We start from the raw sequence: 12,034 nt of genomic DNA, 5'->3' as shown, positions 1-12,034 counted from the left end.
TTGTTTACTTTATTAAAGGCATAAACAGATGAAGATAGCCAAAGAGAAAGTGGCTCTGTTCCATTACACTCTGAAAAATGATGCGGGAGAAGTTCTCGACAGTTCGGAAGGCGAGTCACCTATGGCTTATCTTCACGGTGAGAACAATATTGTCGAAGGGCTGGAAAATGCCCTGGAAGGCAAGCAGGCTGGGGACAAGTTTGATGTGGTGGTTGAGCCTGCTGAAGGCTACGGCGAGTACGACGAAAGTCTGGTGCAGCCGGTACCGAAAGAGCAGTTTGGTGACCATCCTGTAGAGGTGGGTAACCAGTTCCATGCCGATACCGCCATTGGCCCACGTATTGTCACCGTGGTAGCTATTGATGATGAAGAGGACCAGGTGGTGATCGACGCTAACCATTCCTTGGCGGGTGAGAATCTGCACTTTAGCGTTGAAGTGGTTGAGGTTCGTGAAGCCACCAAGGAAGAGCTGGACCATGGTCATGTGCATGGGCCTGGCGGACATGTTCACTGAGTCCATCAAAACCCACAGTATGAAGTGTTGAGCAGAACGTTGATCTCATAAAGAAGCCGGATACCTCCGGCTTCTTTGTGGCAACTATATCGTGATATAAACCGCATGCCGGGTTTTATGGTGAGTGAGAAGCTGAATATTGCTAAGCACGCCACTTTCCACCATGGAGCGAAAAGCCAGGGCTATTCTCATTTTCTGCAGATCATCCTGATGTTCCCACAGGCCAAGCTCCTCCATCAGCACCCGGATCTTGAAGGTTTTACCCTTGTGCATGGTATTAATTACCTGTTGTAAAGGTGCTAACAGAAGGTTCAGGCGCATACATCTCTCCTTACCAATTCAGAATCCCAGGCTACTTAGCCCAGTTTTTTAAAAGCTATGGGTGTTATAAGCTTTCTGCTTATATCTGTAGAATCTTAAATATGGCTCCGGAAATGATTTTTGACCGTTAGACCTTGGTTTGAGTCACTTGATCGAGATCTGGAGGGAGATGTTATTGCGGATACTGTTTTTGCCAGTCCCAAGCGAAAAAACAAACAATCAACTCATCAGATGAGTTGATTGTTTGTTCTGGTTGTTAACCAATAAAAGGACTGAGCAGCAGGTAAAGATAACGGGCAGCGATACCGGCACAGATACCACCAATCGTGTGAGCCAGAATGGCTTTTGAGGTGAGCTGGCGAAAGCCAAGAGAGTCCAGCATGGCGGTATGGGTGCTCAGGTAACCACTCCAGCACATACCCATAGCCGTAAACACGGCAATATCACTGCCACCAATAATGCCCTGACTGATAAAGTTTGGTACCAGTGACATGGCGGCACCAACCGCGCCCAGCGAGGTAATGGGGAAGGCAACCAGTTCGGCATGATCAAAACCAAACAGCAGCTCAAACAGCCAGGTAACATGGCTGGCCAGTTTTGGCAGCAGGGCCACTCCCTCAAACGCTCCACCGGTGTAGCCGGTTACTGGTGCGCCAAAGGTCAGCACCATAACAAACGTACTGATGATTAATACTCCGGGAATAATCGCTACCCCCATTTTGACACCGCCTTTACCGCCATCCAGCAGAGCGTTGAGGAATCTCAACCAGACCGGATCTGTAGAGCTGTGGTCATCCAGAAGTTCACTGTGAGTATCTTTAATACTTAGCTCATGCAGTCGGGGATCATTCCGGATAAGGCGCTGCATCAGCCGTGTGGATATGATGGCTCCAACAAGGGCACCGCCCAAGCCAATCATGGCAGGCAGGAAATAGGTTGCGCCAGTCTCATTGTTCTGCAGGGTAGCCATAAAGGTGATGACAATAAGTCCCATGCCAAAAGAGGTACCGAAATTGGTCAGTGAGATAATTTCGGGCACTTTAAAGGAGTGGTTGAAACGCCTGTCTTTTGCCAGGCCAATGATGGCCGGGTTATCTGAGAAAAAAGTCATCATGGCCGCCATGGCAGCACGGCCGGGAAGATTGAACACAGGTCTCATTAATGGCACCAGCAGCCGTTCAATCAGGGAAATAACATGGAACTCCATCAGCAGACGGCCTGCGGCACCGGTCAATACGGTGATTCCCATCAGGAACAATACAGTGTTTAACAACAGCTGGTGTGCGGTGTTGAAGAGGGTGTTGAACATGTGGGTAACACCCATGGTCTGGCCAAGGTAGCCAAACAACAGCCCTGCCAGAAGAAGCAGGACTAACGGCTCTACGATTTGACGTACACCCGTTGAGGTTTCCGATTTGGTCGAGACTGCATCACTCATAGAAATACCAGAAAGAAAGGAACCTTCAGATTAGACAATATTTTTTGGTCCCGCAGTATCGGTATTAGTCAGAAAAGGAATAAGTGCAGGCGAGATAGATTATTGATTTGAACGGCGGAACTAATCAAAGTGACAGGCAGTCAAAGCTCATTTGCCTGTCACTTTATATCCGGGATTATCGGTTGCGATCAATGCTCCCGGGTCGTTCGGAAAGTCACATCCGGGTAGCGCTCTTCTGCCAGGGAAAGGTTGACCCGGGTGGGTGCCAGATAAGTCAGGTGGCCACCGCCATCCATGGCCAGGTTATCAGCGCACTTGCGCTCGAACTCTTCCAGCTTTTTCTGGTCACTGCAGTCAATCCAGCGCGCGGTGTTGACGTTAACCGGCTCATAGATCGCTTCAACCTTGTATTCATCTTTCAGTCGGCGCATGACCACATCGAACTGCAGTACACCCACTGCCCCCAGGATCAGGTCATTATTGTTCACTGGCATGAATAGCTGGGTAGCACCCTCTTCTGAGAGCTGTTGCAGGCCCTTTTGCAGTTGCTTGAGCTTTAATGGGTCTTTCAGGCGGACGCGGCGGAACAGCTCGGGCGCAAAGTGAGGGATGCCCATAAACTTGAGCATTTCACCCTGGGTAAAGGTGTCACCAATCTGGATAGTCCCGTGGTTGTGCAGACCGATGATATCACCGGAGGTCGCTTCATCCACATGGGAACGGTCGCCCGCCAGGAACGTCACGGCATCGGCAATTTTTACATCCTTGCCGATACGAACATGTTTCATTTTCATATTCCGGGTGTATTTGCCGGAACAGATTCTCAGAAAGGCAATGCGGTCACGGTGTTTGGGGTCCATATTGGCCTGGATTTTAAAGACGAACCCAGAGAAATGTTCTTCATTGGCGACCACCGTGCGTTCATTGGTTTCCCGGGGCATGGGGGAGGGAGCCCACTTGACAAAATCATCCAGCATTTCCCGAACACCGAAGTTGGCCAGTGCGGTACCAAAGAAGACCGGAGTCATCCGACCGGCAAGGTACTCTTCCAGGTCAAACTCATGGCTGGCACCTTTCACCAGCTCAATTTCCTCCATCAACTCTTCATGGAGATCACCCAGCAGGGTTCTGGCTTCTGCTGATTCCAGACCTTTGATCCGGATATCTTCCGGAACCACACTGGCCTGACCGGGTTTGAACACATGAATGGTATCGGTATAGAGGTTATAAACCCCTTTGAACTGTTTACCCATGCCGATAGGCCAGGTGATAGGTGCACACTGGATTTTCAGAATATCTTCAATTTCATCCAGTACTTCAATCTGGTCACGGACTTCACGGTCCATTTTATTGACGAAGGTGAATATTGGCGTGTCCCTCAGGCGGCAGACTTCCATCAGTTTGATGGTGCGATCTTCAACACCTTTGGCTCCATCGATGACCATAAGGCAGCTGTCAACAGCGGTCAGTGTCCGGTAGGTGTCCTCGGAGAAGTCTTCGTGTCCGGGCGTATCCAGAAGGTTTACCGTACGACCGTCATAGGGAAACTGCATCACCGAGGTGGTGATGGAGATACCACGCTCCTGTTCCATCTTCATCCAGTCAGAGGTGGCCATACGCCCGCTCTTGCGGCCTTTTACCGTACCGGCAAGCTGAATGGCACCGCCGAGCAGCAGGAGCTTTTCGGTAATTGTGGTTTTACCGGCATCGGGGTGGGAAATGATAGCAAAAGTGCGTCTAGAGCTTACTTCTTGGGATAGTTTTGAATCTGACATTTGTCTTGATTTCTGAATTTGTACACACCTTTGTACACATTTAAAAACGATGGTTTGGTGTGTTGGGTAATAAATTGGTCGCCATCCTATCCAACCTGACTATTGTCACGCAAGCTTTCTACTTATCTGCTCTCTGGCTATTTATGCATATATAAGCCCCCAGAAATGCGCATAACGTGCGCAGGCGTGCGTAGCTCCGCTGATCATTGGGGTACAGGCATAACTCATATTAACCGTGGTTTTGTGGTTAGTGTTACTGTAGTCCTTGATATATATGGAACTTTGGTTTTTGTAGTACCACTGTTTTCCGGTTTTTTGCCACGGTTTGCGCCTTTTTCGCCACTTCGCATTTTTTAACCATTTATATATTTATATTTTTATTTCTTTGAAAAGAAAGAGAAAAAGAGAGAAGAGAAGAAAAAGAGAGCGCCACAAAAAAAGAGAAGAAGAAAAAACAAGCACCACAAGTTCAGGCATAAACCACAGGTGTTTTCGTGGTTTTTTGTGGTCGCTGGAAGCCGCTATTTATAAGGCTTTATGATAAAATCGGGATATCAACCACAAAACCACGGTTTGTTCTGCCCCTGGTGCCGGAATATGAGTGAGTCAGATGGAAAACTGATTGAAGATTGGTTGACATGGAAAGTCAGAAACGAGAATTGTGCGGACAGTACAATTTATAAATATCGTGGCTATCTTGAGCGGCTAAAACATTATCTGCAGGATAGTCATCAGTGTTTAATGCTGAACTGTAAAGAGAAGCACCTGACCGATTTTACTGGCCGGTTTCTCCATAGTCAGAAGGTTTCCCCCAGTTCCCGCCATGTAGTTATTGCATCATTGAAAGGCTTTTATTCCTGGTGTCATGGCCAGCGATTGATTGAGTCGGATCCTTCCACTTGTCTGGTGTATCCAAAGTTGGGGCGCAAGATCCCGACGCAGCTGGGGCTCAGTAATGCTGAAAAGCTGTTGATGGAACCTGATATCGATACTTTCACCGGTTTGAGAGATGCTGCCATGCTCAGTTTGTTGATGGGGTGTGGTGTTCGTGTTTCTGGTTTGTGTGGGTTGAATCAGGGTGACCTCTTTTGGTTTGAATATGATGGCCGTCAGCGTTTGGCTATTAAGGTGACTGAGAAGGGTGGGCATGAGCGAGAGTTGCCAGTTCCCCATGAAGCTATGTTGCTGCTTCAGGCTTATTTAGGTCATGAAGAGTTGGACGGTATTGATCGAACTCTGCCTGATGGTGATCAGGTGTTGTTTGTCAGTGTCAGGAATCGCCATGTTCCAGAGTTTGATTACCGGGGGGAGCATCGCCGGATTAATCAGAAGAGTATCTGGAAGATGATTCAGAGATATGGTGAGGCGGCTGGTTTGCCTGCAGAGCTTTGTCATCCTCATGCCATGCGTCATATGTTGGGTGCTGAGATGATGGAAGATGATGCCAATACATTGCAGATTCAGGCAGTACTTGGACATGCAGATCCGAAGACTTCAGAGATCTATGCCAAGATGGCAAGACGCAAACTGACTCAGTTACTCGATAAGACCAATCCACTGGGTAAGATCAATACCAAGGTGTCACCACTGGTGAATGAGATGAAAAGTAGAGGTGTTCTTTGATTAGAGCAGTGGGTGATTTTGTTCTGGTTAAGCGTGATGAGAATCCTGAACAGTCTGAAGGCGGGATTCATTTGATTAAGACAGATGAACCAGCAACAGGGATTGGTAGAGTGCTTTCTGTTGGCCATCTGGTTGATGATGTTGCTATTGATGATCAGGTGGTATTCCCCAGGTATGCAGGCACTGAAATTCGTATTAGTCAGGAGTGCTTTCTGGTATTGCGTGCCACAGAGATTCTTGCCACGCTTGGGGCCTGAGGTTCGTTTTTATTAGAGTCAGAGAGATAGAACTTATATAGGAGGAACTTACCAATATCTTAAAACCCAGTAACCACCGATGTTTGGGGACGGGTGTGAGTGCTCTGGAAACTCGGCTTTAAAACAGCCAAAAGCATCTCTGGCAGGGGATGAAACGAATTGCGCCTAATAGGATAAAGCGCAGTTCATAAGCTCGAACACAACACAGGATCAATACCTTATGGCTGATCTCTTGGCAGGAAAGCGCAGTTCAAATCAAAAATATCTGGATGATCACCTGCAACTGGACCTTATCTCTGAGGGGGTGGGGGCTCGGCAGGAATATAGGCATCCCTCTGGAGAGGGGGGTGGGTACCTGAATATCTGCACAGATTCTGAAGTTTCCCTTTCGGTTCAACTTCGGGAGTTGGCAATGATGGGTGTCTCCAAGACCTGGCTGAATGTCGCTGAAGAAGTGGGAGTCTCCACTTTCCTGAAAGTATGGCAGGTGTTAGATCAGCAAGCGGAACAGGGGGCGGAGATCAACAGTTCAATCCGGGTAACGGTTCCCCAGTTCGACAGGTACTTCCGTTATCAACGAAATCAGGTGATCAGGACGATGGCCAGAGAAGGAAAGAGTTCATCTGATATTCAAAAGCATCTGCGGCGCAAGTTGAATATTGATATCACCCTCCGAACCATTCAACGAATAATGAAACAGTCTCTGGAGAGTTAGCATGAAAGTGGAAAGCATGGCTGTCTACAAAGATGCAAAAGGAAAGCTGACTACCAGAGGCTTGCGCCGATTCAGAAGGGAACTGCGCAGAAAACACAAAGCACTCTATTTATCTAATAAAAATGCATTGATTTCTATACGCCCAGTTGGGGTTCCTATTACTGGGGTTACTCATAAACAGGTAGTAGAAGCGATGGAAACAGGAACGTTTGTTGTTCCAGCAGCGCCCCGGAAAATTTACTTTACAGGAACCCTCACAAACGACGCCAAACCCCCTCCCAATGTCGCCTGACTCCTGAAATCATGGCGACATGAATAGTGCGCCTGTTGATCCAGCGGCTACGGTCACCTTCCGTTGTAACGCTTGCAAAAATACCTTTGATGCCTCGCCGGTTCGGACTGAAGACGAACCAGCGAGAGCGCATCCGTACCGATATTTTGCCATTTGTTCGAGCTGTGGCGATGAGGTTCAGCAGGTACCCTGGCAAGTGGGCATCTACAATGCCAATCTGGCTGCCACCGGACCGAAAACAATAGAAGGAAAGGCCAAATCCTCTGCAAACCTGAGTGGGCATCCAACCCCTCAGGAAGCGCAGGTCACCCGGTTCAACGCACTCAAACATGGCGCCTCTGCCAGAACAGCCCTGTTCTTTCCTGCCAAGCCCGGCAAATACCCGCACTGTAAAAACTGCGATGTTGACCACGACTACTGTCGTGAACAGCCTGCCTGTATCAAACGGACAGAGTTAACCATGCGCCACCTGATAGCGGTGCAAAGTGGTAACCCTGAACACCTGAAAGAGATGCACGCACTGCAGCAGGCCAACGTAGCAGCGTTGTTTGATGACATGCTGCAGGCCGTGATCGGTGATGGTGTTGCCCTGCGTAACCCGGCTTACAACTTTGATAAGGATGGTGGTTTCCATCTGGCTCAGTACCGTGATTCAGAAGGCAAGCTTCACACCATCGAAGAAATCAAGGCGCACCCGCTACTCAAGCCGCTGTTTGAACTGCTCAGTAAAAACAATATGACACTGGCTGACCTCAACATGACCCAGAAAATTCAAATCGATCAGGGCATTCAGCAGGGGCAGCTGCAACAGGAAGAAGACGACAAAGAACAAGCACTGGATTATCAGCGCAGACTCAATGATCAGATGTCCAACCTGAAAGACATGATCAAACGCAGCCAGAAGCGCCTGCAATCCGATCCGATCCTGATAGAACATCTCAGTGAAGATGCTGGAGAACCTAAGGATATCGAAGCCGAGGTAGTGGATGGCTGCCAGAGTTAGCGCCCAGCAGCGCATCGAGCTGCAGAATGTCGCCGAGCGGGAAATCCTCCGCTACAAAGGCAACCACGGCATGTGGCACAAACATATCCACAATGTTGATCTGGATCCGGTTCAGCTTCTGAAAATGGAAGAGATGGATGAGCACGACAACTCCGTAGACTTCAGCTGTCGTCGTACCGGTAAAACTGCCGTAAAGGAAATGTGGATTCTGGAATACATGGCCACCCATGCCGATCAGGAATTGGGTGTTGTGGCTCCCAGGGAAGCACAGAGCATCGTCAACCTTGGTTATCACACCGATGCTATCCGCCGATCTCCGGTGCTGGAGAATTACCTGATGTACAAATCCGGCAGAAAACAGATGTCGGATACCTATTACCAGTTTGCCAACCGATCCAAAGCCGGTGCCTATGGCATCATGGCCCAGGTGGACGGATCGGACTTGACCATTGCCAGTCTGGAAGAGGTGGATGATATGCCACCGGAAAGACTCTACTCCCGTTTCCTGCTGACCATGGGTGCAACCCGTCGTCTGGGAGCCAGTAAAAACTCCATTAACAAACCCATCATTCGCATCACTGGTGTATTCAAAGGCGCAGATACCCTTTCAGATATGGTGGATTCCGGAAAGTATTGCTGTCTGCCAACGGTCGATTGCTACCTTGGCATTGAGCTGGGGATCCTCAACGAAAAATTCATAATGGATATGCGGGATCAGCTCAGTCATGAAGAGTTTATCCGGCAGTTGCTCTGCCAGAATGTGGCAGCCCGAAACCTGATCTGGGAAAAGTGGTTAAAACAGGCTCAGCATAAAGGGCTATCAGCGGGTATCGAGATAGAAGAACCGGTCCCTTATCAGCAGTATAAAAAATCCGGAATGATCAGCTTCGGCTATGACGCTTCTGGCCATGGTGAAAATCCGGAATCTTCCCGCCATGCTCTGGTAGTCGGTGAACAGGTCGGCAACTTTATTATTCCTATCTTCTGCAAAACATGGTCACCGGGTACCGATGAAGCAACGGTAAAACGTGATCTGGTGGGTTTCTGGCGATACTTTCAGCCGGATTATGCGATTGGTGACGCCTATGGCGTGGGTATGCTCACCGAACTGTGTGACAACCTGTTCTATGAAGGGCTGACATCTATTGACCGCCGTGCCATCGGTGATGGTGATTCCACTGCCAGTACATGGCCTGAGTGGCCATTCTCCCCCATGCGTTTTGAAGGCATGACCAAACACCAGATGGCTCAGGCTGTGCGCTCTGCCTTCAATAATGGCCGTGTAGCCATTCCCTATGTTGAAGATAACGAAACCATTGATCCTGCCATCAACGATATGCAGTTACTTTGTCGTCAACTGACAAACATCAAACCGGTCAGCACTAACACCAGTTACAGCAGTTACAAAATGGTGAAACGGGATATCGGGGACGATTTGTTTGACTCCTTTATGGCCATGCTCTGGGGCTTTGTCACCCGTGGAGAATGCCGTGTTGAAACTATCATAGCCAACCGCACCCAGACCCGGGCTCAACTATTGGGAGCCAGCCCGCTACACCTTGGAGGAATTCACCGATGAACCTTATGGACAGGCTGTTTGGTCGGGGCAAATTGCTGGCTGAAATGAACCAGCTGCGGCAAACGTCCACCGATCTGCAGAGTGAAGTGGAGCGACTGAAGAAAACCAAAGGCCGGGTAGCCACACCGGAAAACAGTATCCGTTATCTGTATAACCGGATGCATGTGGATCCGGATCAACGTCAGTCAGTACTGGATATCCGGTTAATGGACAAACTGGATGGACGGGTTAAGAAAATCCATCGGCGTATGGCCCGTGATGTGGTGAAAGGCGGCTTGCGTCTGGTATGGAAGGATAAGGAAAACGCACGCATCATCAGAGCGTGGAAAGCTTTTGAGAAAAGGTTGCAGCTGCACAATCCGGACAAACTGAAATCCGATGCCCGTGGCTGCGTCATGGAAGGCAATCTGATTTTGCAATGGGTCTTCAACCAGAACCGGATTATCGGTGCGGTGCGTATGCCCTCAGAAACCATTGTTCCCCAAGTGGATATCAATGGCCGTTTTGAAAATATGCAGCAGGCCTATATCCAGTACGACCCGTTAACCTGGGAAAAGTTAGCCAGTTTCCCTTTCTGGCAACTGGCGATTGTGCGTCTGGATCCGGACAATTTTGATGATATGGGTGCCATGGGCAGGCCTTATCTGGATGCTAACCGCACTGTCTGGCAGAAACTCACCATGACGGAAGAGGACTTGGTGATTCGTCGTCGGCATCGGGCGCCACAAAAGTTTTTCCATAATCTGGAAGGGGCAACGAAAGAAGAACTGGATACTTATAAAAAGCAGGTTGAGCTGCAAGCGGGTGAGATTCAGACTGACTTTTACTCAAACAAGAAAGGAGCAATCACCGCTATAGAAGGCGATGCCAACCTTGATCAGATAGCCGATGTTTCTTACCTGTTGGATACCTTCTTCTCCGGTGGCCCGGCACCAAAAGGATTATTTGGTTATGTGGGCGATCTGAACCGTGATGTTCTGGAAGACCTGAAAAAAGATTACTACGAAGAGATTGATGGTGTTCAGGATGTGCAGGCCTTTGCCTATGAACAGGGCTTCCGGCTGGAACTGCTGCTGAACGGTATCAATCCGGATGCCTATGATTTCCAGATAGCCTTTGCCGAACGTAAGACCGAAACCCGCAACCAGAGAGCAGACTACGCACTGAAACTGCAGGCAATGGGTGTACCTAATGCTCTGGTTTATGAGTCCGCCGGATTGGATGTCACAAGAGTTAAAAACCTGCAGGCAGAAGAAAACGACAAAAACAACCCATACCCCACAACAAAACAGCCCTCTACCAAAGAGCCAGGCATCAAAGAAAAACCGGATGTTTCTGTGACTCCCGGCAACGCTCCCAAAGGTGAAAGCGCAACCACCATCAGCACCCGGAGCGGTAATTCATGAGTACACCGCAAGCCATACGGGAGGCAATCCGCAAGGCCAATCAGCAGGCCATAAAAGCAGGCAAGCAGCTGGATAAAGCCGCACTGTCTGATCTGCTGCGTATTTATGAACAGGCTGCCAATGATATTGCCCTGCGCATTCAGGCCAGCGCCCCCGATGGTGTGGTGCGGCTCAATAACCTGCGCACCCTGCAACGTCAGGTGGAACAGGTGCTGGAAGAGTTAAGCCTGATACAAAATGATCTGCTGGAGAACAATCTGGCTCAGGGTGCCGCACTGGGCGCCGGTGTCTGGAAAGAAGCCATTCCAGAACGAGTCAACACCCTCACCGATGAAGCAGTAAGAGCCGTTAGAAACTTTCAGGCTGCGGATGGTCTGCAACTGTCAGACAGACTCTGGCGGGTAGATCGTCATGCAAAAGAAGTGGTTGGTCGTGCAATAGAGTCAGCGGTGATTCAGGGGCATTCCGCCAGTCAGGCCGCTCAGGATTTCACCCTGAGAGGTGAAGCCATCCCCGCAGAGCTTCAACGAAAAATGGAGCAGGCCAACGCCAGCAAGATCAGCCGTTTAACCACTGCCGAATTACTGAAAGCCGATGGCTCACCCTACGACTATGCCAAGCGGGTATTCAGAACCGAAATCAACCGAGCCCACGGCATTGCTTATCAGACCAGTGCCTTTGAATTGGATGATGTGGCGGGTACCCGTTTCCTGTTATCGCCCAGCCACCCGGAACCGGATATCTGCGATATGCACGCCCGGGCGAATCGTTACGGTCTGGGTAAAGGTGTCTACCCGAAAGGCAAAAGCCCATGGCCAGCACACCCGAACACGCTCAGTTATGAGGAGGTGGTGTTTGAAGATGAAGTCAGTGATGAAGATCGGGCAGGCAAGCAGAGCAAAATCGACTGGTTACACGATCAACCTTACTCAACCCAGTATCAGGTACTGGCCAGCCGGAAAAAGGTAGAAGCCCTGCAAGCCGGATTATTGAAAGAAAACGACATTGACCGTCCATGGAAGGAGATCAAACACAAATTCGAGGATGACCTATGACCACAGAACAGAAACAGCCAGTGAGCAATATCAAGCCGACCACTGAAGTGATCTGC

General features: G+C 49.4%; 12 protein-coding genes. 9 read left to right on the top strand and 3 right to left on the bottom strand.

From position 1 onward, the window contains the following. The first annotated feature begins 28 nt into the window (after window positions 1-28). Entirely contained in the window at window positions 29-514 is a 486-nt protein-coding gene (locus J7438_RS07200) for an FKBP-type peptidyl-prolyl cis-trans isomerase (protein ID WP_209201342.1), read from the top strand. Between the two features lie 84 nt (window positions 515-598). On the opposite strand, the gene J7438_RS07195 is transcribed toward J7438_RS07200, so the two are convergent. From J7438_RS07195 to J7438_RS07185, 3 genes are all read right to left on the bottom strand, one after another. Further along, on the bottom strand, window positions 599-835 hold the full coding sequence (locus tag J7438_RS07195; protein WP_209276018.1) for a hypothetical protein: 237 nt from the start codon (window positions 833-835) through the stop codon (window positions 599-601). Between the two features lie 256 nt (window positions 836-1,091). Continuing rightward, window positions 1,092-2,273 carry a CD0519/CD1768 family membrane protein gene (locus tag J7438_RS07190; protein WP_209276017.1) on the bottom strand — a complete coding sequence of 394 codons (1,182 nt, stop codon included), beginning with the start codon at window positions 2,271-2,273 and terminating at the stop codon, window positions 1,092-1,094. Between the two features lie 188 nt (window positions 2,274-2,461). Further along, window positions 2,462-4,048, bottom strand: coding sequence for a peptide chain release factor 3 (locus tag J7438_RS07185; protein WP_209276016.1), 1,587 nt, complete (start codon window positions 4,046-4,048; stop codon window positions 2,462-2,464). A gap of 597 nt (window positions 4,049-4,645) precedes the next feature. Here J7438_RS07185 and J7438_RS07180 point away from each other — a divergent pair. From J7438_RS07180 to J7438_RS07145, 8 genes are all read left to right on the top strand, one after another. Then, on the top strand, window positions 4,646-5,671 hold the full coding sequence (locus tag J7438_RS07180) for a tyrosine-type recombinase/integrase (RefSeq protein ID WP_209276015.1): 1,026 nt from the start codon (window positions 4,646-4,648) through the stop codon (window positions 5,669-5,671). Beyond that, window positions 5,668-5,928, top strand: a complete 261-nt coding sequence (locus J7438_RS07175; RefSeq protein ID WP_209276014.1) for a co-chaperone GroES — start codon at window positions 5,668-5,670, stop codon at window positions 5,926-5,928. Before J7438_RS07180 ends, J7438_RS07175 begins: the two co-directional genes overlap by 4 nt. A 220-nt stretch (window positions 5,929-6,148) precedes the next feature. Continuing rightward, the gene (locus J7438_RS07170) at window positions 6,149-6,643 is read left to right on the top strand and encodes a hypothetical protein (protein WP_209276013.1); all 495 of its coding nucleotides are present in this window, start codon (window positions 6,149-6,151) and stop codon (window positions 6,641-6,643) included. Between the two features lies 1 nt (window position 6,644). Further along, entirely contained in the window at window positions 6,645-6,935 is a 291-nt protein-coding gene (locus J7438_RS07165) for a hypothetical protein (RefSeq protein ID WP_209276012.1), read from the top strand. Window positions 6,936-6,954: 19 nt separating this feature from the next. Then, a complete protein-coding gene (locus J7438_RS07160; protein ID WP_209276011.1) occupies window positions 6,955-7,938 on the top strand; it encodes a hypothetical protein in 984 nt (327 codons plus the stop codon). Continuing rightward, window positions 7,922-9,517, top strand: a complete 1,596-nt coding sequence (locus J7438_RS07155) for a hypothetical protein (protein ID WP_209276010.1) — start codon at window positions 7,922-7,924, stop codon at window positions 9,515-9,517. The genes J7438_RS07160 and J7438_RS07155 overlap by 17 nt, the downstream gene beginning before the upstream one ends. Then, the gene (locus J7438_RS07150; RefSeq protein WP_209276009.1) at window positions 9,514-10,923 is read left to right on the top strand and encodes a hypothetical protein; all 1,410 of its coding nucleotides are present in this window, start codon (window positions 9,514-9,516) and stop codon (window positions 10,921-10,923) included. Before J7438_RS07155 ends, J7438_RS07150 begins: the two co-directional genes overlap by 4 nt. Then, window positions 10,920-11,978, top strand: coding sequence for a hypothetical protein (locus tag J7438_RS07145; protein WP_209276008.1), 1,059 nt, complete (start codon window positions 10,920-10,922; stop codon window positions 11,976-11,978). Before J7438_RS07150 ends, J7438_RS07145 begins: the two co-directional genes overlap by 4 nt. The last annotated feature ends 56 nt before the right edge of the window (window positions 11,979-12,034 follow it).

The organism is Thalassotalea sp. G20_0 (genome assembly GCF_017744175.1).
Classification (GTDB): Bacteria; Pseudomonadota; Gammaproteobacteria; order Pseudomonadales; family Endozoicomonadaceae; genus Endozoicomonas.
This window is presented reverse-complemented; position numbering and strand designations above follow the sequence as displayed.

Coding starts and splice junctions, on each gene's coding strand:
- J7438_RS07180 (WP_209276015.1), top strand. CDS start 4,646: ATGAGTGAGTCAGATGGAAAACTGATTGAAGATTGGTTGACATGGAAA.
- J7438_RS07165 (WP_209276012.1), top strand. CDS start 6,645: ATGAAAGTGGAAAGCATGGCTGTCTACAAAGATGCAAAAGGAAAGCTG.
- J7438_RS07200 (WP_209201342.1), top strand. CDS start 29: ATGAAGATAGCCAAAGAGAAAGTGGCTCTGTTCCATTACACTCTGAAA.
- J7438_RS07160 (WP_209276011.1), top strand. CDS start 6,955: ATGAATAGTGCGCCTGTTGATCCAGCGGCTACGGTCACCTTCCGTTGT.
- J7438_RS07195 (WP_209276018.1), bottom strand. CDS start 835: ATGCGCCTGAACCTTCTGTTAGCACCTTTACAACAGGTAATTAATACC.
- J7438_RS07170 (WP_209276013.1), top strand. CDS start 6,149: ATGGCTGATCTCTTGGCAGGAAAGCGCAGTTCAAATCAAAAATATCTG.
- J7438_RS07185 (WP_209276016.1), bottom strand. CDS start 4,048: ATGTCAGATTCAAAACTATCCCAAGAAGTAAGCTCTAGACGCACTTTT.
- J7438_RS07150 (WP_209276009.1), top strand. CDS start 9,514: ATGAACCTTATGGACAGGCTGTTTGGTCGGGGCAAATTGCTGGCTGAA.
- J7438_RS07155 (WP_209276010.1), top strand. CDS start 7,922: ATGGCTGCCAGAGTTAGCGCCCAGCAGCGCATCGAGCTGCAGAATGTC.
- J7438_RS07190 (WP_209276017.1), bottom strand. CDS start 2,273: ATGAGTGATGCAGTCTCGACCAAATCGGAAACCTCAACGGGTGTACGT.
- J7438_RS07145 (WP_209276008.1), top strand. CDS start 10,920: ATGAGTACACCGCAAGCCATACGGGAGGCAATCCGCAAGGCCAATCAG.